This is a genomic window from Micromonospora sp. NPDC049559 (assembly GCF_040676675.1).
Lineage (GTDB): Bacteria > Actinomycetota > Actinomycetes > Mycobacteriales > Micromonosporaceae > JBFAPK01.
This window is the reverse complement of record NZ_JBFAPK010000033.1, coordinates 70,778-95,347: the sequence shown is the minus strand read 5'-3', so window position 1 is coordinate 95,347 and position 24,570 is coordinate 70,778. Positions and strand designations below refer to the sequence as shown.

The 24,570-nt window shown below is 73.7% G+C and carries 26 protein-coding genes; 12 read left to right on the top strand and 14 right to left on the bottom strand.

Annotated elements, in window-relative coordinates; genetic code table 11:
• Positions 1 to 522 precede the first annotated feature (522 nt).
• The 3 genes from AB0J86_RS29150 to mshA all read right to left on the bottom strand — a co-directional run bounded on the left by AB0J86_RS29150 (position 523) and on the right by mshA (position 3,434).
• Positions 523 to 1,338, bottom strand: coding sequence for a hypothetical protein (locus AB0J86_RS29150; protein ID WP_363860842.1), 816 nt, complete (start codon positions 1,336 to 1,338; stop codon positions 523 to 525).
• A 78-nt stretch (positions 1,339 to 1,416) separates the two neighbouring features.
• Positions 1,417 to 1,992, bottom strand: a complete 576-nt coding sequence (locus tag AB0J86_RS29145; RefSeq protein ID WP_363860831.1) for a YbjN domain-containing protein — start codon at positions 1,990 to 1,992, stop codon at positions 1,417 to 1,419.
• Entirely contained in the window at positions 1,989 to 3,434 is a 1,446-nt protein-coding gene (gene mshA / locus AB0J86_RS29140) for a D-inositol-3-phosphate glycosyltransferase (RefSeq protein WP_363860830.1), read from the bottom strand. Before mshA ends, AB0J86_RS29145 begins: the two co-directional genes overlap by 4 nt.
• Before the next feature lie 210 nt (positions 3,435 to 3,644).
• Here mshA and AB0J86_RS29135 point away from each other — a divergent pair, with 210 nt between their 5' ends.
• Positions 3,645 to 4,421, top strand: coding sequence for an SDR family NAD(P)-dependent oxidoreductase (locus AB0J86_RS29135; protein WP_363860829.1), 777 nt, complete (start codon positions 3,645 to 3,647; stop codon positions 4,419 to 4,421).
• A 5-nt stretch (positions 4,422 to 4,426) separates the two neighbouring features.
• The gene (locus AB0J86_RS29130; RefSeq protein ID WP_363860828.1) at positions 4,427 to 5,257 is read left to right on the top strand and encodes a class I SAM-dependent methyltransferase; all 831 of its coding nucleotides are present in this window, start codon (positions 4,427 to 4,429) and stop codon (positions 5,255 to 5,257) included.
• A gap of 15 nt (positions 5,258 to 5,272) precedes the next feature.
• Here the strand turns inward: AB0J86_RS29130 and AB0J86_RS29125 are convergent, their stop codons facing one another.
• Positions 5,273 to 6,364: a UDP-N-acetylmuramate dehydrogenase gene (locus AB0J86_RS29125; RefSeq protein ID WP_363860827.1), complete on the bottom strand. Its 1,092-nt coding sequence runs from the start codon at positions 6,362 to 6,364 to the stop codon at positions 5,273 to 5,275.
• A gap of 68 nt (positions 6,365 to 6,432) precedes the next feature.
• On the opposite strand from AB0J86_RS29125, the gene AB0J86_RS29120 reads away from it, so the two are divergent.
• The 3 genes from AB0J86_RS29120 to AB0J86_RS29110 all read left to right on the top strand — a co-directional run bounded on the left by AB0J86_RS29120 (position 6,433) and on the right by AB0J86_RS29110 (position 10,093).
• Complete coding sequence (locus AB0J86_RS29120) at positions 6,433 to 7,194, top strand: maleylpyruvate isomerase family mycothiol-dependent enzyme (RefSeq protein ID WP_363860826.1); 762 nt, start codon at positions 6,433 to 6,435, stop codon at positions 7,192 to 7,194.
• A gap of 497 nt (positions 7,195 to 7,691) precedes the next feature.
• The gene (locus tag AB0J86_RS29115) at positions 7,692 to 9,062 is read left to right on the top strand and encodes a GH1 family beta-glucosidase (protein WP_363860841.1); all 1,371 of its coding nucleotides are present in this window, start codon (positions 7,692 to 7,694) and stop codon (positions 9,060 to 9,062) included.
• 14 nt (positions 9,063 to 9,076) lie between these two features.
• Positions 9,077 to 10,093, top strand: a complete 1,017-nt coding sequence (locus AB0J86_RS29110) for a LacI family DNA-binding transcriptional regulator (RefSeq protein ID WP_363860825.1) — start codon at positions 9,077 to 9,079, stop codon at positions 10,091 to 10,093.
• A gap of 108 nt (positions 10,094 to 10,201) precedes the next feature.
• Here the strand turns inward: AB0J86_RS29110 and AB0J86_RS29105 are convergent, their stop codons facing one another.
• Together AB0J86_RS29105 and AB0J86_RS29100 are read right to left on the bottom strand one after the other, a co-directional pair.
• On the bottom strand, positions 10,202 to 10,717 hold the full coding sequence (locus AB0J86_RS29105; protein ID WP_363860840.1) for an O-acetyl-ADP-ribose deacetylase: 516 nt from the start codon (positions 10,715 to 10,717) through the stop codon (positions 10,202 to 10,204).
• Entirely contained in the window at positions 10,717 to 11,580 is an 864-nt protein-coding gene (locus AB0J86_RS29100; protein WP_363860824.1) for an EI24 domain-containing protein, read from the bottom strand. Before AB0J86_RS29100 ends, AB0J86_RS29105 begins: the two co-directional genes overlap by 1 nt.
• Before the next feature lie 193 nt (positions 11,581 to 11,773).
• Between AB0J86_RS29100 and AB0J86_RS29095 the strand changes: the two genes are divergently transcribed.
• From AB0J86_RS29095 to AB0J86_RS29080, 4 genes are read left to right on the top strand one after another with little or no spacing between them, the layout of a single operon-like run.
• A complete protein-coding gene (locus tag AB0J86_RS29095; RefSeq protein WP_363860839.1) occupies positions 11,774 to 12,682 on the top strand; it encodes an ABC transporter ATP-binding protein in 909 nt (302 codons plus the stop codon).
• A 14-nt stretch (positions 12,683 to 12,696) separates the two neighbouring features.
• Complete coding sequence (locus AB0J86_RS29090) at positions 12,697 to 13,431, top strand: ABC transporter permease (protein ID WP_363860823.1); 735 nt, start codon at positions 12,697 to 12,699, stop codon at positions 13,429 to 13,431.
• Positions 13,432 to 13,442: 11 nt separating this feature from the next.
• Positions 13,443 to 14,792: a sensor histidine kinase gene (locus tag AB0J86_RS29085; RefSeq protein WP_363860822.1), complete on the top strand. Its 1,350-nt coding sequence runs from the start codon at positions 13,443 to 13,445 to the stop codon at positions 14,790 to 14,792.
• A gap of 16 nt (positions 14,793 to 14,808) precedes the next feature.
• Positions 14,809 to 15,450 (top strand): response regulator transcription factor, encoded by a 642-nt coding sequence (locus AB0J86_RS29080; RefSeq protein WP_363860821.1) that lies wholly within the window; start codon positions 14,809 to 14,811, stop codon positions 15,448 to 15,450.
• A gap of 97 nt (positions 15,451 to 15,547) precedes the next feature.
• On the opposite strand, the gene AB0J86_RS29075 is transcribed toward AB0J86_RS29080, so the two are convergent.
• The gene (locus tag AB0J86_RS29075; RefSeq protein ID WP_363860820.1) at positions 15,548 to 16,336 is read right to left on the bottom strand and encodes a hypothetical protein; all 789 of its coding nucleotides are present in this window, start codon (positions 16,334 to 16,336) and stop codon (positions 15,548 to 15,550) included.
• Complete coding sequence (locus AB0J86_RS29070; protein ID WP_363860819.1) at positions 16,327 to 16,902, bottom strand: RNA polymerase sigma factor; 576 nt, start codon at positions 16,900 to 16,902, stop codon at positions 16,327 to 16,329. Before AB0J86_RS29070 ends, AB0J86_RS29075 begins: the two co-directional genes overlap by 10 nt.
• A gap of 129 nt (positions 16,903 to 17,031) precedes the next feature.
• Between AB0J86_RS29070 and AB0J86_RS29065 the strand changes: the two genes are divergently transcribed.
• Positions 17,032 to 18,009 (top strand): YafY family protein, encoded by a 978-nt coding sequence (locus AB0J86_RS29065; protein ID WP_363860818.1) that lies wholly within the window; start codon positions 17,032 to 17,034, stop codon positions 18,007 to 18,009.
• Between the two features lie 67 nt (positions 18,010 to 18,076).
• On the opposite strand, the gene AB0J86_RS29060 is transcribed toward AB0J86_RS29065, so the two are convergent.
• Positions 18,077 to 18,991 (bottom strand): SDR family oxidoreductase, encoded by a 915-nt coding sequence (locus tag AB0J86_RS29060; protein WP_363860817.1) that lies wholly within the window; start codon positions 18,989 to 18,991, stop codon positions 18,077 to 18,079.
• Between the two features lie 102 nt (positions 18,992 to 19,093).
• On the opposite strand from AB0J86_RS29060, the gene AB0J86_RS29055 reads away from it, so the two are divergent.
• The gene (locus AB0J86_RS29055) at positions 19,094 to 19,762 is read left to right on the top strand and encodes a nucleotidyltransferase domain-containing protein (protein WP_363860816.1); all 669 of its coding nucleotides are present in this window, start codon (positions 19,094 to 19,096) and stop codon (positions 19,760 to 19,762) included.
• Positions 19,763 to 20,063: 301 nt separating this feature from the next.
• Complete coding sequence (locus tag AB0J86_RS29050; protein WP_363860815.1) at positions 20,064 to 20,969, top strand: GNAT family N-acetyltransferase; 906 nt, start codon at positions 20,064 to 20,066, stop codon at positions 20,967 to 20,969.
• A 27-nt stretch (positions 20,970 to 20,996) separates the two neighbouring features.
• On the opposite strand, the gene AB0J86_RS29045 is transcribed toward AB0J86_RS29050, so the two are convergent.
• The 5 genes from AB0J86_RS29045 to AB0J86_RS29025 form a co-directional block, all read right to left on the bottom strand.
• Positions 20,997 to 21,734: an alanyl-tRNA editing protein gene (locus AB0J86_RS29045; RefSeq protein WP_363860814.1), complete on the bottom strand. Its 738-nt coding sequence runs from the start codon at positions 21,732 to 21,734 to the stop codon at positions 20,997 to 20,999.
• A gap of 75 nt (positions 21,735 to 21,809) precedes the next feature.
• A complete protein-coding gene (locus tag AB0J86_RS29040; protein ID WP_363860813.1) occupies positions 21,810 to 22,697 on the bottom strand; it encodes an alpha/beta hydrolase in 888 nt (295 codons plus the stop codon).
• Complete coding sequence (locus AB0J86_RS29035) at positions 22,694 to 23,008, bottom strand: DUF2516 family protein (RefSeq protein ID WP_363860812.1); 315 nt, start codon at positions 23,006 to 23,008, stop codon at positions 22,694 to 22,696. Before AB0J86_RS29035 ends, AB0J86_RS29040 begins: the two co-directional genes overlap by 4 nt.
• A 104-nt stretch (positions 23,009 to 23,112) precedes the next feature.
• Positions 23,113 to 23,805: a hypothetical protein gene (locus AB0J86_RS29030; protein WP_363860811.1), complete on the bottom strand. Its 693-nt coding sequence runs from the start codon at positions 23,803 to 23,805 to the stop codon at positions 23,113 to 23,115.
• The gene (locus tag AB0J86_RS29025; RefSeq protein ID WP_363860810.1) at positions 23,802 to 24,515 is read right to left on the bottom strand and encodes a helix-turn-helix domain-containing protein; all 714 of its coding nucleotides are present in this window, start codon (positions 24,513 to 24,515) and stop codon (positions 23,802 to 23,804) included. The genes AB0J86_RS29030 and AB0J86_RS29025 overlap by 4 nt, the downstream gene beginning before the upstream one ends.
• Between the last annotated feature and the right edge of the window lie 55 nt (positions 24,516 to 24,570).

Here is a 24,570-nt window from a genome sequence, read left to right as displayed (position 1 = left end):
CATAACCGACGCTCTCCCTATCTCGGACGGCCCCACGCCCGGGCGGCTACTACTGTGGGCCCCACCTTGCGGGCTATTTACATCAAGCCTGACGGGATTCGCCGGGCACGGTGGGCCCCACCCAAACCACGAGCCGCTCCCCAAACGACGAGCCGCCGGAAGGGACCAGGAACGAGCGAAGAAAGACCCGGCGGCGGCGGACGACGCTCACCCCCGTAAGCGCCGCCCGCACACACCGCCGGCAACAGGTGGCACCGTCCCCCGACGGTTGCGCCACCCGTCCCCCTGCGCCCTGCCCGGTGCGTAGACCGGAAGCCGGTCCGCTGTTCCCCCGAACATTTCCGAGCACGGCGCGTGCAATAACGTTAGTGGCGGCCGGATTCCCCGCACAACCCGAGCGGCTGTTTCGCCGGTCACATTCGGCGGTCCGGGTCGCAGTCGGCCACGTGGGTCCAACATCGGGGCTTTGTCCGCTATTCCGGCCGGCCTCCCCCGGGCGTTTCCGCCGCCATTTTCGGAGACTCAGGCATCCTCACGACTCGGGTTCTCCACCCGGAAAAAGTTACTCTGCCGTCCATCCGAGCGTTGCTCCTGGTAAATAAAGTTGAGCTTACGCACGTCGAATGACTTGAACCACTGATCCCAGGTGATCTGGCGCAGGCGGCCACCTTCCCGCCAACCCGGGAAGTTGAAGGTCAAAACGCCCGGACGGTCGCCCTTTTCCGTACCCTCGATGGTCGCCGGTTTGGCCTGCCGGTCCCGCGCCCACTGCTGGATGACCGAGTGGGCCCGGGTCACCAGGCTCCGGCCGGGACGCTCCGGACGCTCGTCCGGTGAGTTGATCTGCTGCGCGTACTTGAGCGACCGGGACGGGCCCTTCGTGGCCTGTCCGCCGCCCCGGCTCCGCGCCGACGTGGTCTTCTTCGCCGCGCCCGTCTTCTTCGCCGCGCTGGTCCGCTTCGCCGGCGCGGCCCGCTTCGCCGCCGTACCGCCGCGCGCCGGACCCGTGCCGGTACGGGCCGTCGTGGCGCCCGCCCGGGTGCCGCCCGTGCTCTTCCGCGCCGCCGCGGTGGTCTTCTTGGCGGCGGGCGCGCGCCGGCCGGCTGCCGTACCGCCGCCCCCGCGCTGGTCCGATCGCATCGCCCTCGCCAACGCGTTCACCAGATCGGGCTTACGGAGTCCGGACGTCCCGGTGACGCCGCGCTGCCGCAGTCGGGCGCGGATCTCGTCGACCGTCATCTGCCCGATTTCGCTCGCGCTCATACTGCCTGAGCTTTTCGACCGGTTTCGGGCAGCGGTCGCGGTCCCGCCGCGACCCGAACTGCTCTGCTGAGCCATGAGACCCTCACGCTCCCTCGACAGTCTCGTCATCGGCAGGCGACACCGGTCGGGCGTCGCCAAGCCGTTGCGTACCCGTCAGGAGCGATCCGAACCGGCGCGGCCGGAATCCGTACGGTCCGGATCCGCGCCGTCCGCGCCCGGCGTACCGGTACCGGCGGACTCAGCTTCGAAAAGATGCGCGAACGCACGTAGATTCGCCACCGACTCGCCCCGTTTGACGCGCCACTCCCATTCGCGGCGAATGGCCGAGCCGAAACCGATCTCAAGCATCGTGTCGAAGGACTCGTCGGCGTAACTGAGTACCGCGCCGAGCAGGCGGTCGAGTTCGGCCTCGGTGACCGCCGCGAGACTGGTCCGGCCGGTGAGGTACACGTCGCCGGCGGCGTCGATGGAGAAGGCGACGCCGTACATCCGGGCGTTGCGCTGGAGCAGCCAGGCCCACAGCTCCTCGCGCCGCTCGTCGGGCTGGCGCATCACGAACGCCTCGATCCGCAGCGCGTGCTCGCCGACGATCAGGTTGCAGACGGTCTTGAGCTTGTGCGTACCGGGCAGCGTCACCGCGTACGAGCGCTCGCCCGTCGGCTCGCAGGCCAGCTCGCGCTCCGCGCAGGCCGCCTCAATCAGCGCCGCGACCTCCCCCGGGGTGGTCACCGCGCACCCGCCGTCAGCGGGCCGTTGGTCGGGCAGTCGTCGGGCGGGAACCGACCGGCACAGGCGAATCCGTCCGCGGCCGGGAGGTCGCCCGACCCGCCGCCGGCCAGCTCCCGTTCCCGCATGTCCCGCTGCGCCAGCACCGCCTCACGGTAGACGGCGAGCAGCCCGGACGCGGTACGCGACCAGGAGAAGTTCCGGGCGTGCCGGACCGCGCCCCGCGCCAGCTGCGCCCGCCGTCCCGGGGCGCGCAGCAGCGACTCAATCACCCGGGCCCAGTCCACCGGATCGTGCCCGTCGACCAGCACCCCGCTCGCCTCGTCCCGTACGGCCGTGACCAGCCCGCCCACGGCGGCGGCGACGACCGGGGTGCCGCTCGCCTGCGCCTCCAGCGCGACCAGGCCGAACGACTCGTTGTACGACGGCACGGCGACCAGGTCGGCGGCCCGGTAGAGGGCCGGCAGGTCCGCGCCGGTCTGCGGCGGCAGGAACCGTACGGCGTCGGAGACGCCCAGCGAGGCGGCCAGCTCCATCAGCGCCGTGGGGCGGTCGAGCCCGGTGCCGCTCGGACCGCCCACAATGGCCACGGTCACCTCGCCGGCCAGCTCGGGACTGCGTTCCCGCAGCGCGGCGAAGGCGCGGAGCAGCACGTCGGGGGCCTTGAGCGGCTGGATCCGGCCGACGAAGGCGACCAGGTGCCCGCGCGTCGGCAGGCCGAGCCGGCGCCGCCCGGCGATCCTCGCCTCGTCCTCGTGTCCGGCCGGGGCCGGCACGAACCGCCGCAGGTCCACCCCGGGCTCGACCACGTGCACCCGGTCCGGCCGCGCGCCGTACCGGGCGATCAGGTCCCGGGCCTCGACGGCCGTGTTGGCGACCAGCCGGTCCGCCTCGGCGACGACCTGTTCCTCGCCGATCAGCCGCGCCTTGGGCTCGGGCCGGTCACCCGCGGCGAGCCGGGCGTTCTTCACCTTCGCGAGGGTGTGCGCGGTGTGCACCAGCGGCACCCCCCAGCGCTCCTTGGCCAGCCAGCCGACCTGGCCGGAGAGCCAGTAGTGCGAGTGGATCAGGTCGTAGTAGCCCGGCGGTCGGGCCGCCTCGGCGCGCAGCACGCCGGCGGTGAAGGCGCAGAGCTGCCCGGGCAACTCCTCCTTGGCCAGCCCCTCGTACGGCCCCGCCGTGACGTGCCGGACCCGTACCCCGGGAGCCATCTCGACGACCGGCGGCAGGTCGCTGGCGGTGGCGCGGGTGAAGACCTCGACCTCGACGCCGGCCTCGGCGAGGCAGCGGGCGACCTCGATGATGTAGACGTTCATCCCGCCGGCGTCGCCGGTGCCCGGCGCGTGCAGCGGCGAGGTGTGCACCGAGATCGTCGCGATGCGGTGCGGCGTCGGCCACGGCTGCGCACCCCGCTGGCGTCCGACGCCGCCGTGCATTTCCCCCACATCCGCTCCTTACGATCACGAACGTATGCCGTCCCCGCACGACCGGCGCCTCCGGCTCAACCTCGGGCCCTCCCGTCATCTTCCCGATCGAGCGTTGACCATGCATCACGGTGTGCCGCAGAGGTGACCGACCTCATCGCCGGGACGGCCCGTCACGGTCCCCGATCCCCGTGCGCGGTGGTCGCCGGCGGGGTGGGAAAGAATGGTGGGATGAGTTCAATCGCGATCGTCACGGGCGCCTCCAGCGGGATCGGCGCCGCCACCGCACGGCGGCTCGCCGCCGAGGGCTTCCACGTGGTCGCGGCGGCCCGGCGGGCGGATCGGCTGGCGACGCTGGTCAAGGAGATCACCGAGGCCGGGGGTACCGCCACCGCGGTGGTCTGCGACGTCACGTCGGACGGGTCCGTCGCCGAACTCGCCACCGCCGTGGGCCGGCTGGACACCCCGGTCACGCTGCTGGTCAACAACGCCGGCGGGGCGCGCGGGCTCGACCCGGTCGAGTCCGGCGCGGTCGGCGACTGGCAGTGGATGTACGAGGTGAACGTGCTCGGCACCCTCCGGGTCACCCAGGCGCTGCTGCCGGCGCTGGAGGCCTCGGGCGCCGGCACGATCGTGGTGGTCGGCTCGACCGCGAGTTTCACCGTGTACGAGGGCGGCGGCGGCTACACGGCGGCCAAGCACGCGCAGACCGCGGTGGCCGGCACGCTGCGGCTGGAGCTCTCCGGCCGGCCGATCCGGGTGATCGAGATCGATCCGGGGATGGTGAAGACCGACGAGTTCGCGCTGGTCCGCTTCGACGGCGACGCCGAGCGCGCGGCGGCCGTCTACGCCGGGGTGGCCGAGCCGCTGGTGGCCGAGGACATCGCCGACTGCGTCGCCTGGTGTGCCACCCGGCCGCACCACGTGAACGTCGACCGGCTGGTGGTCCGGCCGCTGGCGCAGGCCGCGCAGCACAAGGTGCACCGGGTGCTGCCCGGGACCGAATGACTCCGATGGCCGGATCGCGGCCGCTGGGCGCCGTCACCCGGGGCACCACCAACCCCAACCGGCTGCGCCGGGTGGACAACTGGATCGCGTACGCCTGCGGCGGAGCCCTGGCCGATGCGGCGGACCCGCTCGTCGTCGACCTCGGCTACGGCGCGACCCCGGTCACCACGGTGGAGCTGCGGGCCCGGCTGGCCGCCGCGGTACGCCCCGACGTCCGGGTGGTCGGTCTGGAGATCGATCCGGTACGCGTCGCCGCGGCGGCGCCCGCCGCGGACCCGCCCGGGCTGGCCTTCGCCCGGGGCGGCTTCGAGCTGGCCGGCCTGCGTCCGGTGGTGGTACGGGCCTTCAACGTGCTGCGACAGTACCCGGAGGCCGAGGTCGAGCCGGCCTGGCGGACGATGACCGCCGCCCTGGCGCCGGGCGGGATGGTCGTCGAGGGCACCTGCGACGAGTTGGGCCGGCTCGCGGGCTGGGTGCTGCTGGACGGCTCCGGCCCCCGCTCGCTCACCCTGGCGGCGCGGCTGGCCACGCTCGACAGCCCCGCCTCGCTGGCCGAGCGCCTGCCCAAGGCGCTGATCCATCGCAATGTGCCGGGCGAGCGCGTACACGGGCTGGTCCGGGCCCTGGACGAGGGGTGGCGGGACGTCGCCGGGTACGCGGTCTTCGGTCCCCGGCAGCGCTGGCTGCGCGCGGTCGCGGCGGTACGGGACGCCGGCTGGCCGGTGCTGGACCGGCCGGCCCGGTGGCGCCTGGGCGAGCTGACGGTGGCCTGGGCGGCCGTGGCGCCGGCCGGGCCGGCTGGACCCGGCGCGCCGGCCGGGCCGGCGGACGGTTGAGCGGCGCTCTCCCGCCTACAGCTCGCAGTTGACCAGTACCGGCTCCGGGTGCAGGGTGACGCCGAACCGGTCGTGCACGCCGTCGCGGATCTCGCGGGCGAGGTCGAGCAGGGCGGCCGTCGTGCCGGTACCGCTCTGGTTGGTCAGCGCCAGGGTGTGCTTGGACGAGATGGCCACCCCGTCCGGGCCCCGGTGCCCCTTGCGGAAGCCGGCCTTGTCGATCAACCAGGCCGCGCTCACCTTGACCACGCCGCCCGGCCCCGGCCAGGACGGCGGCTCGCCGAACTCGGCCGCCCGGGCGCGCAGCGCGGCGTACGCGGGCTCGTCCAGCACGGGGTTCGTGAAGAACGAGCCCACCGAACGGGTGTCCGGGTCGGCGGCGTCCAGCACCATCCCCTTCTTCGCCCGCAGGGCGAGCACGGCCGCCCGGGCCTCAGGGAGCGGCACCTGGTCGCCGACCTCGACGGAGAGGGCGCGGGCCAGTTCGGCGTAGCGGACCGGGGTCGACAGCGGGGAGCGGTCCAGCCGGAAGTCGACGGTCAGCAGCGTCCAGCGCGAGTTGTGCTTGAAGACGCTCGACCGGTAGGCGAACCCGCACCGGTCCGCCGGGATCTCGACGACCTCGCCGGCCAGCCGGTCGTACGCCGTCACGCCGAGCACCGTCTCGGCGACCTCCTGGCCGTACGCCCCGACGTTCTGGATCGGGGTGGCGCCGGCCGAACCGGGGATGCCGGAGAGGCACTCGATGCCGGCGTACCCCGCGTCGACGGTGGCGGCCACCAGGTCGTCCCAGGTCTCACCGGCCTGGACCCGCAGCGTGACGCTCACGTCGTCCTCGGCGAGCGTCTCGTACCCCCGGGTCCGGACCAGCACGGTCCTGCCGGGAAAGCCGGCGTCGGAGACGACGACGTTGCTGCCCCCCGCGAGGATCAGTATTGGCTGATCGGCCAGCTCGGACTCTCGCACGTTTTGTACGATTTCATCCTGATGTGTTGCTGTAATGAGCTGGTTGGGCGCGCCGCCGAGGCGCAGCGTCGTGTACCGGGCGAGCGGTTCCGGCTCGCCGGGGCCAACGGCGGGAGTCGGCTGGGCACTAACGTCTGGCACGCCTTTCACCCTAGGCTGAAGGGCAGCCGCGTCACCCACTGGTGGCCCGGTCGCACGGGAGGATCTCGATGAGCAGGTTGCACGGCACCAAGGACTTCTGGATCGGAGCGCTGCGCACCGAGGGGCCGGCGTTCCAGGCCGCGATCGCCGAAGCGCCGCCCGACACACCGGTACTCTCCTGTCCGGAGTGGACCGTGACCGATCTGGCACAGCACCTCGGCTCGGTCTACGGCTGGGTACGCGGCCTCGTCACCTCGGGCAGCACGCAGGCCCCGCCGCGCCGGCAGCACCCCACCGACGCGCCCGGCGGGGATGCCGTGGCCGAGTGGTGGCGGCAGGAGTTCGAGCAGCTCATGGCCGCGCTCGACGCGGTCGATCCGGAGGCGCCGGCGTGGAACTGGGCGCCGCAGCCGAAGCGGGCCAGCTTCTGGCACCGCCGGTTGGCACACGAGACCGCCGTGCACCGGTGGGACGCCCAGATGGCGGTGGCCGCCGGGGAGCCGATCGAGGCGAAGCTGGCCGCCGACGGGGTGACCGAGGTGCTGGACAGCTGGCTGCCGGGCGGCCGGCGGTTCGCGCCGGGCTCCTGGCACGGGGTGGTCCAGTTGGTGGCCGTCGACGCCGAGCAGGAGTGGTTCCTGCGGCTACGCGGCGAGGGCGTGGCGCTGCTGGACACCGACACGATCCTGGACGGCGACGAGCCGCACGCGCGGGTGCACGCCACGGGCACGGCCAGCGACCTGCTGCTGGCCCTCTGGGGGCGGATCGGCTTCGACGTGCTCGACGTGACCGGAGAGACGAGCCTGCTGGACGGCCTCCGCGCCGGCTGAGTTTTCGCGCTCGCGCGCTTCGCGGCGCCGTGATCCCGCGCTCGCGCGCTTCGCGGCGCCCGAAAGGTGGCGTCTTCCCTTCCGCGGCGGCGTGGGTGGGTGGCCGCTCCGCCGCGACGCTTCAGTCCAGACACCGCCGGCGCCGCTCCGCCCACTCGTGAGGGCTCCGCTGCGCCGGCTCGCCTGAGCGGCGACGTGGGGTCGCCGCCGCCTTCGCATCCGCCGTATGCGAAGGACGTTCACGGTCGGGTCAGCGCGGCCGGGATCTGGTATACGGTGGGCAGGCAGCGGTCGTGAGAGCGCTCTCTCTCCGACCCTCGTCCCGCCGCCCACCCCGGCGGTGGCCTCCCTCGAAGGTGCGGTGAAACGTGAACACTCCCGAGACAGTGGCGCCCCACTCGACCGCCATCCGGCCGGCGCCGCCGGCCGACGGCGCCGGCCGGTACGAGCCGAACGGCGAGGCGCCGCGCCCCGCCGGCGACCCCGGCGAGCCGACCCTGCACTTCCCGCCCGGCTTCATCTGGGGCGCGGCGACCGCGGCGTACCAGATCGAGGGCGCGGCCCAGGAGGACGGTCGCGGACCGTCGATCTGGGACACCTTCAGCCGTACGCCCGGGAGGGTGCACGCCGGTCACACCGGTGACATCGCCTGCGACCACTACCACCGGTACCCGGACGACATCGCGCTCATGGCGGAGTTGGGGCTGCGGACGTACCGGTTCTCGGTCGCCTGGCCGCGCATCCAGCCGGACGGCTCCGGCCCGGTGAACCCGCGCGGCCTGGACTTCTACGACCGGCTCGTGGACGAGCTGCGCGGGCGCGGCATCGACCCGATCGTCACGCTCTACCACTGGGACCTGCCGCAGACGCTGGAGGACCGGGGCGGCTGGCCGAACCGGGAGACCGCCGAGCGCTTCGCCGAGTACGCGGTCGCGGTACACGCCCGGCTCGGCGACCGGGTGCGGACCTGGACCACGCTGAACGAGCCGTGGTGCTCCGCGTACCTCGGGTACGGCAACGGCGTGCACGCGCCCGGCCGGCAGGACCCCGCGGCCGTCTTCGCCGCCGTGCACCACCTGCTGCTCGGCCACGGGCTCGCCGCGCGGGCGCTGCGCTCGGCGGGCGTGTCGGAGATCGGGATCACCCTCAACCCCGCCGCCGTCACCCCGGCCGACCCGGAGAGCAGCGAGGACCTGGCGGCGGTACGGCTCGTCGACGGCCTGCAGAACCGCATCTTCCTCGACCCGCTGCTGCGCGGCGCCTACCCGGCCGACATGCTCGAACACACCGCCCGCTTCGGCAACCAGGGCTACCTGCGCGACGGCGACGAGAAGATCATCGCGGCCCCGATCGACCTGCTCGGCATCAACTACTACTCCCCCACCTACGTGGCGGCCCGTCCGGGCGCGCCGGGCGGCGGTGGCGCCTTCCCGGGCACCGAGGGGATCGAGTTCCTGCCGGCGGTCGGGCCGCTGACCGACATGGGCTGGTCGATCGAGCCGGCCGGGCTGACCCGGCTGCTGGAGCGGATCGCCGCCGACTACCCGGGGGTACCGCTGCTGATCACCGAGAACGGCGCGGCGTTCCCGGACAAGTTCAACCGGGACGAACCGGTCGGCGAGGGGCGGGTACCGGACGCGGACCGGATCGCGTACCTCGACGGGCATCTCCGGGCCGCGCACGAGGCGATCTCCCGGGGCGTCGACCTTCGCGGCTATCTCGTATGGTCGTTGCTGGATAACTTCGAGTGGGCCGAGGGCTACCGTAAGCGCTTCGGGATCGTCTACGTGGACTATCTGACGCAGCGGCGGGTGCCCAAGGACAGCGCGCGGTGGTACCAGGATGTGATCCGCCGCAACGGATTGTGAGCTTGGAGGAGTCGATGAGCCTGGCTCGCGAGCGGCCGACGCTGGAGGCGGTGGCACGGCGGGCCGGGGTCTCCCGGGCCACCGTGTCCCGCGTGGTCAACGGCTCCACGACGGTCGCGGGTCCGATCCAGGAGGCCGTTCGCCGGGCGGTGCAGGAGTTGGGCTACGTCCCCAACCTCGCCGCCCGGAGCCTGGTCACCCAGCGGACCGACTCGATCGCGTTGATCCTGCCCGAGGCGGCCAACCGGGTCTTCTCCGACGACCAGGTCTTCCCGGGCATCATCCGCGGGGTCAGCCAGGAGCTGGAGGCGGCCGACAAGCAGCTGGTGCTGATGCTGGCCGGTTCGGCCGCGAGCCACGACCGGGTGGAGCGGTACGCGACCGGCCGGCACGTCGACGGCGTGCTGCTCGCCTCCCTGCACGGGGCCGACCCGCTGCCCGGCACGCTGGCCCGGATGGGCATACCCGTGGTGTGCAGCGGGCGCCCGCTCGGCCACGCCCCGGCCCCGGTGCCGTACGTGGACGTCGACCACGTGGGCGGGGTGGCCCGCGCGGTACGCCACCTGCTCGACTCGGGCCGGCGCCGGATCGCCACCATCGCCGGCCCGCAGGACATGGTCGCCGGGATCGAGCGGCTCGCCGGCTACCGCAGCGAGCTGCGGGACTCGCGGCGGCGGTCGATCGTCGCGGTCGGCGACTTCACCCGCGAGTCGGGTCGGATCGCCATGCGCCAACTCCTGGACGACGACCCCGACCTGGACGCGGTCTTCGTCGCCTCCGACCTGATGGCGCACGGCGCCCTGGTCACCCTCCGCGAGGCCGGGCGCCGGGTACCCGACGACGTCGCCGTGATCGGTTTCGACGACATCGAGATGGCCCGGTACACCGATCCGCCGCTCACCACGGTGCGCCAGCCCATCGTCCAGATCGGCCGGGAGATGGCCCGGCAGTTGCTGCGCCTCGCGGCCGGTGAGCCGGTCGAGCCGGCCGTGATGCTCCCCACCGAGCTGATCATCCGCGACTCCGCCTGACCCGGAGCCCCCTCCTCGCCCCGGAGCCCCCTCCTCGTCGATCTAGGGCAAATCGTCGTGATTAGAGATCAACTCACGAGGATTTGCCCTAGATCGCGGGGGAGAGCGCTAGGCGGCGGCGACGCGGCTCGCCGTCGCGAAGGTGTCCAGGCCGAAGAGGACCAGGCGGGCCTCGTTGACCGGCGTCGTCGCGGCCCGCTCGCGCAGCACGGCCAGCGCCTGCCGGACCGCGTCCTCGACGGGCCAGCCGTAGACGCCGGCGGAGATCAGCGGGAACGCCACCGAGGCGGCGCCGAGCTCCTCGGCCACCAGCAGGCTGTTGCGGTAGCAGTCGCGCAGCAGCGCCGAGCGGTCCTCGTCGTCGCTCCAGACCGGGCCGACCGTGTGGATCACCCAGCGCGCCGGCAGGTCGCCGGCCGTGGTCGCGACCGCCTGCCCGGTCGGCAGGCCGCGACCGTACCGGGAGGCGCGCAGCGCCCGGCACTCCGCCAGGATCGCGGGCCCGCCCCGCCGGTGGATGGCGCCGTCCACGCCACCGCCGCCGAGCAGCGACGAGTTGGCGGCGTTGACCAGCGCGTCCACCCGCTCGGCCGTGATGTCCCCCTCGACCAGCACGATCTCCATCATGGGCGGCCACCGGCCACGCCCGGGCCCAGCTCGCCCGCCGCCCCGGCGGCCGTCGCCCCGACCGGCGCGGGCCCCTCCGTCGTCGACTGGCCGAGGACGGTACGGGAGAGCAGGGCCGCACCGGCGACCGCGGCGGGCATCAGCAGCACCGCGCCGAGCGGGATCAGGAAGCAGACGAAGACCGCGACGCCGAAGCCGAGCGCGATCGGGCGGTTCGCCCGCAGCAGCCGGCGCCGGTCCGGCAGCCGCAGCCCGCGCCGGTAGAACGGCACCCCGACCAGTTCCAGCGCCAGGAACCAGCCGCCCACCGCCGCGCCGAGCGCCGGTACCACGGTCTGTCCCACCACGGGGATGAACCCGGCGAAGAAGAGCGGGATGCCCACGAGCGTGGACATTGCGATCAGCCGGATCGAGTCGCCGAGGCTGCGCCGCAGCGACCGCCACCAGGACAGCTCGACCTCGCCCGGCACCCCGCCGTACCGGGCCTCCACCCGCTCGGAGATCTTCTCGTAGAACGGGTCGCCGATGAGCAGGGTGACCGCGGTGAAGGTGAGCACGCCGACCAGCCCGGCCAGGCCGAGGAAGGCGAGCCCGGCGACGACCCGGAGCAGGTCGCGCGACCACGCCGACCAGTCGTCGGCGAAGGGCGTGACCAGCCGCGCGAGGTCGTCGACAAAGTAGATCAACGTCGCGTACCCGGCGACGAAGAGGGCACCGGAGATCAGCGCCGGTACCACGCCGAGCAGTACCAGGCCCGGACTGCGGGCGTAGAGCCCGAGTCCACGCAGGAGCAGCCCGACGCCGGTGAAGAACTGACGGGCCGCCCCGGTCGCGGGGGCCGTCGCTGCGCGTACGTCCACGAGCGGGAAGCCTAACGCCGCGCGACACCGCGCGCTCCGCATCAACCGGATGGTGGATTCCGCCACCACCGCCGACGGATGGGGCGGGTCGACCGGAGCCGCGCCCCGGCACCGCCGGCCGGGCGATTCGCCGAGGCGCCCCGCCCGCGATGCTCGATCCGTGGCCAGCACGGCCGGGGAGGGACGGGGCGGAATGCCGATCATCGAGGTGACCAACCTGCGGAAGCGGTACGGCGACCGGGTCGCCGTACGCGACGTGTCGTTCGAGGTGGCGGAGGGGGAGATCTTCGGACTGCTCGGGCCGAACGGCGCGGGCAAGACCACCACGGTGGAGTGCGTCGCGGGGCTGCGGATCCCGGACTCCGGTGCGGTGTCGGTGCTCGGGTTCGACCCCCGGCGGGACGCGGCCGAGCTGCGCCAACTGGTCGGCGTGCAGTTGCAGGAGAGCCGGCTGCCGGACCGGATCAGGGTCGGGGAGGCGCTCGACCTCTACAGCTCCTTCTACCGCCGCCCGGCGGACTGGACCGAACTGCTCGACGAGCTGGGGCTGGCCGAGCAGCGGAACACGGCGTACAAGAAGCTCTCCGGCGGGCAGCGGCAGCGACTCTCGATCGCGCTGGCGCTGGTCGGCAGCCCGAGGGTGGCGATCCTGGACGAGCTGACCACCGGGCTGGACCCGCAGGCCCGGCGGGACACCTGGCAGCTGATCGAGCGGGTACGCGAGCGCGGCGTGACCATCGTGCTGGTCACGCACTTCATGGAGGAGGCCGAGCGGCTCTGCGACCGGCTCGCGGTCATCGACTCGGGCGGGGTGGTGGCGGTGGACAGCCCGGCCGGGCTGGTCGCCCGCGTCGACCCCGAGCAGCGGCTCCGGTTCCGGCCGTCGGTACCGCTCGACGACGCGCTCCTGACCGGCCTGGCCGAGGTGACCTCGGTACGGAGCAGCGGCGGGCAGACGGTGGTGACCGGCCGCGGCGACCTGCTACAGGCGGTCACCTCGGTGCTGGCCCGGCACCGGATCGTCGCGGCGGACCTGCGCATCGAACAGCCCAGCCTCGACGACGCCTTCGTCGAGTTGACCGGACACCGGCTCGACAGGTGAGTGGGGAGCATCCGATGTACGCGTTTTTCAAGATCCTCAAGATGGAGGCGAGGCTCAGCCTCCGCGACGTCGCCCCGGTGGTCACCGCGGTCGTCCTGCCCACGGTGATCATGGTTGTCCTCGGCGCGGTACCGGCCCTGCGCCGGCCGGACGACGTCTTCGGCGGGCAGCGCTTCGTCGACGTCTTCGCGCCCTCGCTGCTCGTGGTCACGCTGGTGATGGCCGGGCTGAACGGGCTGACCAACGCGCTCGCCGGCTACCGGGAGCGGGGCGTGCTGCGGCGACTGTCGACCACCCCGGTCTCGCCGGGCGCGCTGCTGGCCGCGCAACTCCTGATCCACCTGGCGCTGGCGGCCTGCGGCGCCGTACTGCTGGTCGTGGTCGGCCGGGTCCTGTTCGGCATACCCCTGCCGGCGCGCCCGTTCGTCTTCGCGCTCGCCTTCCTGCTCGGCGCGGCGTCGCTGTTCGCGGTCGGCCTGCTGATCGCGGCGTCCGCCCCGACCACGGGCACCGCCAACGGGCTGAGTTCGCTGCTCGGCGCGCTGGTCATGTTCCTCGGCGGCGTGTACCTGCCGCGCTACCTGCTCCCCGACGTCCTGGTCCGGGTCGGCGACCTCACCCCGCCCGGGGTGCGGACGCTGCAGGACGCCTGGACCGGGGCGTCGCCAGAACTCCTGCCGCTGGCGATAATGGCAGCTGTCGCCGCCGCGGCGGGGATCGCGGCGGCGCGGTTCTTCCGCTGGGAATGAGTGGGTACAGGATGACGACCGCGGCGGAACAGGCCAGCGCGCTCAGCGCCTGGGAGCGGCGCGAGGGAACCTTCAACCGGTGGAGCCCGTACGCCGCGCTGGCGCTCTCGGCCCTGCTCACCGTGGTCGCTCTTCCGCCCGCGGACGGCACGTCGCTGGTCGTGACGCTGCTGATCGCCGTTGGCACGGCGGGCTGGATCGCCTGGTTCGTCACCCTGCACCCGCACTGGCGGACCCGCCGCGCCCTGATGGCGGTCTACTACCTCGGCCTGCTCGCCCTCGGCGCGGTACTGGTGGTCCGGGCCCCGCTCTTCGGGTTCTTCGTGTTCACCGGTTACCTGCACGCCTACGCGGTGCTCCCCGGCAGGTGGCGACTTGCCGGGGTGGCCTGCACCGGCGTGCTCGCCGGGACCTCCCAGTCCGGCGGCCTGCCGCACGACCCCGGCGCCACCGCGCTCTGGGCGGGTCTGGTGCTTCTCAACGTCACCCTCGCCACCGCGTTCAGCTGGTTCGGCTGGCTGCAGGACCAGCGCAGCGCGAGCCGCAAGGCGATGGTCGAGCAGTTGGCCGAGGCGAACCGGAAGCTGGAGGCGACCGTACGGGAGAACGCCGGGCTGCACGCCCAACTGCTCGCCCAGGCCCGGGAGGCGGGCATCCTGGACGAGCGGCAGCGGATGGCCAGGGAGATCCACGACACGCTGGCCCAGGGGCTGACCGGCATCATCACCCAGTTGGAGGCGGCCGGGCAGGCGCGGCACCGGGACACCGACTGGCAGCGGCACATCGACAACGCGGTACTGCTGGCCCGGGAGAGCCTCTCCGAGGCGCGGCGCTCGGTACGGGCCGGGCAACCCGAGCCGCTGGAGCTGGCCCGGTTGCCGGAGGCGCTGGCCGACCTGCTCGATCGCTGGTCGGGGATCAACGGCGTGGCGGCGGAGCTGACCTGCACGGGCGAGGTCCGGCGGATGCACCCGGAGATCGAGGTGACCCTGCTGCGTACCGCCCAGGAGGCGCTCGCGAACGTGGCCAAGCACGCCAACGCCGGCCGGGTCGGGCTCACCCTCTCCTACATGGAGGACCTGGTGACGCTCGACGTACGCGACGACGGCGTCGGCTTCGATCCGGCCGCCCCGCTTCCGCCGGTCGCCCCGGAGCGGACCGCCGGGAGCGCTCCGGCGCCGACCGCCGGGGCCCCGCCCGCTCCGCCCGGCGGCGCCGAGGACGTGCGCAGGGGCGGCTTCGGGTTGGCGGCGATGCGGCAGCGGGTGCAGCGGGTCGCCGGCCGCCTGGAGATCGAGTCCGAGCCGGGCGCGGGTACGGCCATCTCGGCCACCGTGCCCGCCATCGCGACCGGTACGTGACCGGAGGAGAGGGAGCATGGCCCAGCCGATCCGCCTGATCATCGTCGACGACCACCCGGTGGTCCGGGACGGGCTGCGCGGCATGTTCGCCGGCGATCCGGACTTCGAGGTGCTCGGCGAGGCGGCCGGGGGCGCGGAGGCGCTGACCCTGGTCGAGGCGCGGCAACCGGACGTCGTACTGATGGACCTGCGCATGCCGGGCATGGACGGCGTCACGGCCATCGGCGAACTGGCCCGGCGCGGATCCGCCGCGCGCGTCCTGGTCCTGACCACGTACGACACGGACAGCGACGTGCTGCCGGCGATCCAGGCCGGGGCGACCGGGTACCTGCTCAAGGACGCCCCGCGCGAGGAGCTGTTCCGGGCGGTACGGGCCGCGGCGCGCGGCGAGTCCGTGCTCTCCCCGTCGGTGGCGAGCCGGCTGGTGGGACGGCTGCGCAGCCCGGCGCGCGAGCCGCTCAGCCAGCGGGAGCTGGAGGTACTGGGCCTGATAGCCCGCGGCTCGACCAACCGGGAGGCCGCCGCCCACCTCTTCATCAGCGAGGCGACCGTCAAGACGCACCTGCTGCACGTCTACGCCAAGCTCGGCGTGAACGACCGGGCCGCGGCCGTGGCGACGGCGTTCGAGCGCGGGCTGCTCACCCCCGGCAACCGCTAGCGGGCGCGGCTCGCCGTCGGAGACGACCGGCCGCACCCGCGGGCGCGGACCGGGACCGGCGGGGAGCCCGCCGGTCCCGGTCACCGGGGCGGTGAGCCTAGCGGGCGGCGAAGAGCTGGCCCGGTACGAAGGCCGAGTCGCCGGCCGCGGTGTGCACGACCACCCGGAAGGTGTTCACCTCGCCGCCCTCGGGCCCCGGCCACCACGCCGCCCACCAGCCGGCGCGCACGCTGGGGCGGATGACCTCGCCGTCGGGCATGACCAGGTCGATCCCGACGACCGACGCCCCGACCCGGCCGACCACGTTCGAGTACTGCGACCTGCCCTCGCCCACCGAGCTCATCGTCTCGATCGTCACCGTGCCGTCGGGCGGGGTGGCACCCGGCCCCTCCGTCAGCCCCATCCACGCGGTCACCTCGTGGGAGTCCAGGCTCAGGCACTCGGCGCTGCCCGCGCCCCGCTGCATGATCAGCAGGCTGGCGACGCCGCGCCGCTCGGCCACGATCACGTCGTCGGCGCCGGGGGCGCCGGCCTCCCACGCCTCGGCGCACTCCCGGGCGAGCGGCAGCACCTGGCTGCCGGTCAGCTCGGACGGCTCGGGCGTCCACGCGGCGGACGCCTTCTCCGCGGTGCTGGGCAGCAGCGCCGGGACCACCACGACGCCCGCGGCGGCCACCGCCGCGACCGCGCCGACCAGGGCGAAGCGCCGCCCCAGCGGCCGCGGCCGGGCGCGCGCGTCGGCCGGCTCGCCGGGGGCGATCATCCGATCGACGGCCGCGCGGGCCCGGATCCACTCCTCCGGGCTGGGCTCACGGCCGGCGGCCGGGTCGAGCACGGCGAGGTCGGCCAGGTCGCCGCCCCGCCCCGCGTTCTCGTTCAGCTCCATGCCTGCTCCTTGATCTTCTCTTCCACGGTCGCCCGGGTGGGCTCCAGCGCGGCCTGTAGCCGCTTGCGGGCGCGGCTCAATCGCGTGGTGTACGCCGTCGGGCGGCAACCGAGCACCCGCGCCGCCTGCTCGGAGGTGAGGTCGTCGAAGGCGGCCAGCGCCAGCACCTCCCGGTCGGCCGGGCGGAGCGTCCGCCAGGCCCGGACGAGGTCGAGGCGTACCGCCGTCCCCGCCGAGCCGTCGGCCTCGACCGGCTCCCCCTGCGCGGCGACGCGCACGTCCAGGGCTCGGCGACGCCACACCCCCCGGACCTGGTTGACCATCGTCCTGCGGGCCACGGCGAACAGCCACGGCCGCGCGTCCTCCGGTACGTCGTCCAGCCGCCGCCAGGCGGTGAGGAAGACGGTGGCGACCACGTCCTCGGCCTCGCTCGGGCTGATCCGCCGCTCGACGAAGCGGAGCAGGTCCGCGTACGTCCGCTCGTGCAGATCCCGGAAGCGCCGTTCCCGCTCGGCCGAGCCGGTGTTCCGCCCGCCCGCGCCCATCAGTGCCTTTCCCTCGTCCACACCCCTACCTGTCCGGACCCCCGGTCCCTGTCACAGCACCGCGGAAGAAAATCTGGATCCGCCGGCCGCGCCCCCAACCCTGCCCGACCAGGTCGCCGGGGCGAGGGCCGCGCCCGGCAGGATGGTGGGATGCGGGCGGCCCGACTGATCTCACTCGTCCTGCTGCTCCAGGCGCGGGAGACCATGACCGCCGCCCAGCTCGCCGCGGAGCTGGAGGTCTCCGAGCGGACCGTCTACCGCGACATCCTCGCCCTCTCGGCCGCCGGCGTACCGGTGTACGCCGACCGTGGCCGCGCCGGCGGCTACCGGCTGCTCGGCGGCTACCGGACCCGGCTGACCGGGCTGAGCCGGGACGAGGCCGACGCGCTCTTCCTCTCCGGGCTGCCCGGACCGGCCAGCGAGATGGGGCTGGCCGGCGCCGTGGCGGCGGCCCGGTTGAAGGTGCTCGCGGCGCTGCCGCCCGGGCTGCGGGACGCGTCGGCCCGCGCCGGGCAGCGCTTCCACCTGGACGTACCGGGCTGGTTCCGGGAGTCGGACCCGCCGCCGTGGCTGACCGAGTTGGCCCGGGCGGTGTGGCAGGACCGCGGGGTCGAGCTGCGGTACCGCCGCCGCGACGGGGAGGTGACCCGGGCCGTCGAGCCGTACGGACTGGTGCTCAAGGCGGGCACCTGGTACCTGGTCGCCCGGGTCGGGGACGGGCACCGCACCTACCGGGTCGACCGGATCACCGGCCTGACCCTGGGCGAGGAGAGCTTCGCCCGGGACGGGACGTTCGACCTGCCGGCCTTCTGGGCGGCCAATTCGGCGCGCTTCCTCCGGTCGATGCTGGCCGAGTGGATCACCGTACGGCTGAGCCCGGCCGGGCTGCGGGCCCTGCGGTACGCCTTCGAGCCGCCCGCCGTCGAGGAGGCCCTGGCGGCGGCGGGCGAGCCCGACGGGCAGGGATGGGTGGTCACCCGGCTGCCCGTCGAGTCCGTCGACGTCGCGTACACCCAACTGCTCGGCCTCGGTCCCGAGGCCGAGGCGCTGGACCCGCCGCAACTGCGCGCCCGGCTCGCCGACGCCGCGCACCGGATGGCCGGCCGCTACCCGCCGCCGCCGAAGTAGCCGGCGGCGCGGGAGTAGCCGGCGGCGCGGCAGTAGCCGGCGGCGCGGCAGTAGCGGGCGGCTCCGGTCAGCGGTACCCGGTCGCGTCGGCCGGCTTGCCCTGGCTCTCCACCTCGGCGATGTAGCGCCACGCGTCGGGCCGGCTGCCGTCGAGATCGGTGAAGCCGTACACCTGGGCGAGTTGCGCGCTGGAGAGGACCTGCCCGGACCAGCGGTCCCGCTCCGGGTCGGCGGCGAGCGCCGCGACCGCCCGCCCGACGAACGCCGGGCTCTCCGAGATGACGAAGTGCGGCTCCCGCTCGGTCGCGTCCCGCCAGTTCTCCTCGGTGACGCCGAAGTGCTCCAGCATGCTCTCCGAGCGCAGCCAGCCGGGCGTGAGCGCGACCGCGGTGGCCCCGTACGGGCGCAGCTCGTGCGCCTGAATGAAGGCGAGCCGGTTGACCGACATCTTCGCGAGGTCGTAGAAGACGGAGAGCCGGTAGTTCGCCTCGTTGTACTCCTTCGTGCCGTCGCCGATCTCGACCACCAGCCCACCCGGCCGCCGGATCAGCAGGGGCAGCGCGAAGTGGCTGGTCACGACGTGCGTCTCGACCGCGAGCCGCAGCGTACGCAGCCCCGCCTCCAGCGGCTGCTCCCAGACCGGCTTGTCCCAGGTGACCAGTTGGTCGGCGCCCCAGATGTCGTTGACCAGGATGTCCAGCCGCCCCTGCTCCCGGTCGATCCGCTCGACCAGCGCCCGCACCTCGTCGGGTACCAGGTGGTCGACCCGCACCCCGATGCCGGTACCGCCGGCCGCGTCGACCAGCTCCGCCGTCTCCTCGATCGTCTCGGGCCGGTCCATCTCCGAGCGCTGGGCCCGGGTGCTCCGGCCGGTGGCGTAGACGGTGGCCCCGGCCGCGCCGAGCTGCACCGCGATCTGCCGGCCCGCGCCCCGGGTCGCCCCGGCGACCAGGGCGACCTTTCCCTTCAGCGTTCCACTCATGGCTCCGGAGCCTGGCAACGAATCCTGACAACCGGCGTCCGGTTTTCCGACCGGCCGGAAAACCGCTTCTCCGCGCCGGCACCGCCAGTGGATCATCGTTGGATGCATCCCCTGCTCGCCGGCGTCGTCGGTTCGACCGCGTACGGGCTGGCCGGGCCGGGCTCGGACGTGGACCGGCTCGGTCTCTTCGCCGCGCCCACGGTCGACCTGCACGGGCTGCACCCGCCCCGCGAGTCGATCGTCAGCACGGACCCGGACCAGACCTGGCACGAGGCGCGCAAGTACTGCCGGCTGGCGCTGAGCGGCAACCCGACGGCGACCGAGCTGATCTGGCTCCCCGACGACCTCTACGAGGTACGGACCGGGCTCGGGGATCGGCTGATCGGGATCCGCGCGGCGTTCCTCACCGCCGGGCGGGTACGTGACGCCTACCTCGGGTACGCCGCGCAGCAGTTCCGCAAGATCGAGAACCGGCACGCCGGCGCGGGCGAGACGGGCCGGCGTACGGCGAAGCACGCCCGCCACCTGGCCCGCCTGCTGCACCAGGGCCGGCGGCTCTACGCGACCGGCCGGCTGCCGATCCGGCTCGACGATCCACGCTGGTACGTGGAGTTCGGCGAGCAGGTCGCCGCCGGGCAGCTCGACCGGGCCCGGGCCCTGCTCGCCGAGGCGGAGCGGGACTTCGCCACGATCCGCAGCCCGCTGCCGGAGCGGCCGGACGAGCCGACGGTCGAGCGCTGGCTACGCGACGTCCGCACCGCGCATCTCTAGTGCGGGCCCGCGAAAGCCCTACGACCGAACCGCCGGCCCCCTCCGCTGGTGCCACGACTGTCGTTCCGAGGGAGCGGCATGAATTCCGACGGGCCAGAACAACCGGCCGGGCACCGCCGGGGCGGTTCCGGCCATGGCCCGGACCGGCGGGTGGGTTGGTGTTGCGGCCGACCCACCCGGATTGTCCGGCGATTCGGCTCACAATTCCCCGCCAGCCCTATACATGACAACGACCAACCGCTTTTATTGCGGCGCGCGCCCCTATTCCGCGCAATTTAGTCAATATTTATAGGGATGCCCCGTGTCGTCAAGCCACCTCACCCGACCCGCCGAGCTCACCGAAGCCGAAGCCCACGGCCGGCACACGGCGGCGACCGCCGAGCCCACAGAGAAGATCACAACAGCGCTCGTCGAGTGCGTCGAGGTCGAGCTCAACGTGGCGATTGTCGCGCTGCTACCCGCCGTCGTCCGCGAGAGGTACGGCTTCGCCGTGCGTCGCGTCGGCGGGGGCGCGTCCCTCGCCTACCGCGAGGGCAACCTGCACAAGACGCTCGGGCTCGGTCTCACCGAGCCGGTCACCGAGAAGCTGATCGCCGACGTCATCGATTGGCACCGCGAGCACGGCAGCACCGCGCTGCGCATCCAGATCGCCCCGGATGCCCTGCCGTCGGACTGGGACGAGATCTGTGCCGTACACGGGCTCACCGGCGGGGGCTGGACCGTGAAGCTCGCCGGTGCGGTCGACGCCATCCAGTCGCGTACGACGGATCTGCGGATCGCGCCGGTCACGCCGGCGCAGGCCGGGCAGTGGGCGTCCCTGATCACCGACGTGTTCGGAATGCCGGAGCCTTTCACCATGGCGACCGCCGCCTCGGTGGGACAGCCCGCCTACCGCGGGTACGCCGCCTGGGACGGCGACGAGATGGTGGCGGCGGCGAGCCTCTTCATCCACGGCGAGGCCGCCGCGCTGAACTCCGACGCTACCGAAGAGAGCCACCGTGGACGGGGCGCGCAGTCGGCGCTGATCGCGGCGAGGGCAGCGGCTGCGGCGGCGGTCGGATGCCGCTGGCTGGTCGCCGAAACCGCCCGACCCGAACCGGGTGACTCGACCCCGTCCCTGAACAACATGATCCGCCTGGGACTCACCCCGTTGTACGACCGTCAGGACTGGGTCTGGCAGGCGGCGACCTCAGGACGACCGTCCTGACTATCGCACCGGCCACCCCCGGGCGTCTCAGTCGGCGAGGCGTACCCGGACCCGGCGGTTGGCCCGGCCCTTGCTCTCCACCTTGACCACCCGCACCTTGCCGATCTGGGCGGTGGAGGCGACGTGCGTACCGCCGTCGGCCTGCACGTCCAGCCCGACGATGTCGACGATGCGAATCTCCTGCTCGTCGGCGGGGATCAGGTTCGACTGGGTACGGATGATGTCGGGCAGCGCCAGCGCCTCGTCCCGGGGCAGCACCCGCACCGCCACCGCCCGGTCGACCGCCACCTCGGCGTTGACCTGCTCCTCCAGCCGCGCCTTGAAGTCGGCGGGCACCTCGGGCAGGTTGAAGTCCATCCGGGCCTCGCCCGGCTCCATGTTCCCGCCGGTCACCAGCGCGCCGAAGTCCCGGAACACCACGCCGCAGAGCACGTGCAGCCCGGAGTGGGTACGCATCAGCAGGCTCCGCCGGGCGTCCTCGACCGCGCCCGTGACGGCGGTACCGGCCGGCGGCAGCGGATCGCCCTCGGCCGGGATCAGGTACAGGTCGTCGCCCTTGCGGGTGCCGACGATCCGGGTCTGCACGCCCTGCCAGAGCAGTACCCCGTGGTCCGGCGGCTGGCCCCCGCCGCCCGGGTAGAACGCCGAGCGGTCCAGCACGATCCCCTGCTCCGGATCGGAGTGCAGCACCGTGCACTCCCACTCGCGCAGCGTCGGATCGGCGAGGTCGAGCCGGTGCGTCCGGCCGTGGTGGGTGACGCCCATAGCCGCCCAGGTTACCCGTCTAGCCCGGCCGGGCCGGAACCGCCGGCGGCCGGAGCCCGACCGGCCCGGCGACGGCTACCCGTTCAGGAAGTCCGAGATGCGGGCGCGCAGGTCGGCGCGTTCGGTCCAGAGGACGCCGGGCCGGTCGTACACGTGCAGGACCGCCCCGGGTATCGCGGCCGCGAGCTGCTCGGCCGCCTCGACCGGATGCAGGTCGTCGCCGACGCAGCCGATCACCAGGGTCCGGGCGGTGACGCCGGCCAGGGCGGCCCGGTCCCGGATCGCCACCTGCTCGGCCAGGGTGGCCAGCGCCGGCGCGAGGCCGTCGCGCATCAGGTGGTCGAGGCGCTGGCGCAGGTACGCCCAGCCGGCCGGCGTGTTGCGCACCGCCGGCGGCAGCTCCACCGAGACCTCCTCGGCGACGGCGGACGCCTCACCGCTGGCGAGCGCCGCGAGCAGGTTCTCCAGTCGGGTACGGGCGGCCGGCGGGCGCGGCTGGTCGAGCACCGCCGGCAGGAAGAAGACGAGCCGCTCGAACCGTTGGGGGCTCTCCGCGACGACGCGGGTGAGCGCGCCCGCCCCGAGGCTCACGCCGAGGGCCCGGCTCGCCCCGCCCAGGTCCGCGATGGCGCGCAGGTCGCGGGCGAGGTCGGCGTACGTCCACGGGCCGGGTGGCGCCTCCGACCGCCCGTGCCCCCGGAACTGGAAGAAGATGCGTCGCCCCCGCACGGCGCTGCCCAGCGGCCGGGTGGTGGCGATGCCGTTGGCGAGCCCGTGGGCGAAGACCGTGACCGGCTCGCCGACACCGGTGACGAGCCGCTCCAGGCGTACCCCGTGTGGGGTGGCGACCAGCTCGGTCTCGGGCTCCGGCAGCGCCGGGCGACCGTTGCGGGGGGCGCTCGGCCCGGGTCCGTACGTCCGTGGACCGCCGTCGGGCGGCGGTGGCCAGCGGAAATCCCTCACCAGAAGCCTTTGCCGTCGGTGAGGTCGCGCAGTCCGATGCGGACGTCCAGCAGGTAGACCAGGGCCGCCGCGATACCGATCAGCGCGAAGATCGTGATGGTTCCGTACGAGATCAGTGTCAGCAGGAGACAGACGCCGAGGATGGCGATCCAGGCACCCTTGGGGAGGGTCCCGATCGCGGGGAACGCGTCGGAGCGCTGGGTGATGCAGTGCACCAGCGCGACCGCCTGCACCACGAGGGCGAAGACGAGCAGCACCAGGTCAATAACGAATCGGACGTTCTGGTAGAAGATCGGTGCGGCGGAGGCCATGCCTTGAAGCTTATGCCGGCGACCCCGGGTGCGTACCACTTGCCGCACCCGGGGTCGCCGGCGATGGTCCGGCCCGCCGGCGGCGAGCCGTCCACAGACGTGCGTTACTCGGCCTGGTCCGTGCGGGTGGCCGGGCCCGTCGACTTCGCGGCCGACCGGCGGGCCGCCGTGGCCCGGGTCGACCGGCCGGCGCGGGCCGGCCGCCTCACGCCCTCGGCGGTGGTGGGCGGCTCCGGGGCGGACGCGGTCGCCACGCCGGTCGTCCCGGCCGCCGCCTCGGCGCCCGGAGCCTCGGTCGCCTCCATGTCGGCGTTGACGGTCTCGGCCGCCTGCACGACGCCGGTGCCGACGACCCGCTCGCCGCGGGCGACGAGCGCGCCGTACGCGGCCATCGCGCGCTCCTGGGCCACCTGCGCGCTGGCGACAACCATGGCGGCGTTGCGGAACGCGGCCTGGCGGAGCCGGTCGACGTCGAACTCGCCACCGCCGGCCCGGTCACGCAGCGAGGCGGCGGTGCTGTTGGCGGTGCGCAGCGTGGCGGCGGCCCGCTCGCGCAGCTCGGCGGTGGTCATGGCGGCCTTGCCGCCGATCTCGTTGACGACCTCCGGCAGCCGGCGCAGCTCGAAGGCTCCGGTGGCGGCGCGGTCGCGCAGCTCGGCGGCGCCGGTCGCGGCCTTGCCGCTCAGCTCGTTGACCACGGCGGGCAGCTTGCGCAGCTGCTCGTACGCCAGCTCGCCGGCGCCCGCCGCGGCGTAGAGCGGTGCGGGGATGCGGGTCGTCCTGGGCTGGGACATCACTTCTCCTCCTCGACCGCCGGGGCGGTCTTCCTGATCGTCCTCTTGGCGATCTTCTTCACGGGCTTCGGCTTCTTCACGGGCTCGGTCGCGGCCGCTACCTCAGGCTCGGTCGCCGCAGCCCCGGGCTCGGCCGCCGCCTCGGGTTCGGGCGCGACCTCGGGCTCGCTCGCCGCCGGCTCGGTGGCGGGATGCGCGGCGGTGGGCGGGCCGGCGGCGCCCGCCTCGGTCACGGCCACGGAGTCGAGTACCGCCTCCGCAAGGTCCGGACCTGCTGTTTTCCCCGCCGACGGGGGACGTATGCCCGCAACAGGGGAATTTTCGGCATCTTCCGTCCCGGCCGGACCCGACCCGGTCTCGGCCTGGTGGCGGGCGTTCTCCCGGCGGAACGTCTCGTAGATCTGGATGAGCGACTGCTTCTGCGCCATCGTGAGGTCCGGATCGGCCGTGATGGCGGCGATCACGCCCTGGCCCTCCCGGTCGTCCAGCAGGCCCGCCCGCAGGTACATGGCCGGGGTCGAGACCCGCAGCGCGCTGGCGATCTGTTGCAGGACCTCCGCGCTCGGCTTGCGCAACCCGCGCTCGATCTGGCTGAGGTAGGGGTTGCTGACCCCGGCCTGCTCGGCGAGCTGCCGCAGCGAGATCCGCGCGTTGCGACGAAGGTCCCGGATGAACCCACCGATGTCGCGGGGGAGGTCCTTCGGATTGGCCATACGTCGACGGTAGCTCGCGGTGCTAACTCTTGCAAGCAAACGCTAGCGACAGCTA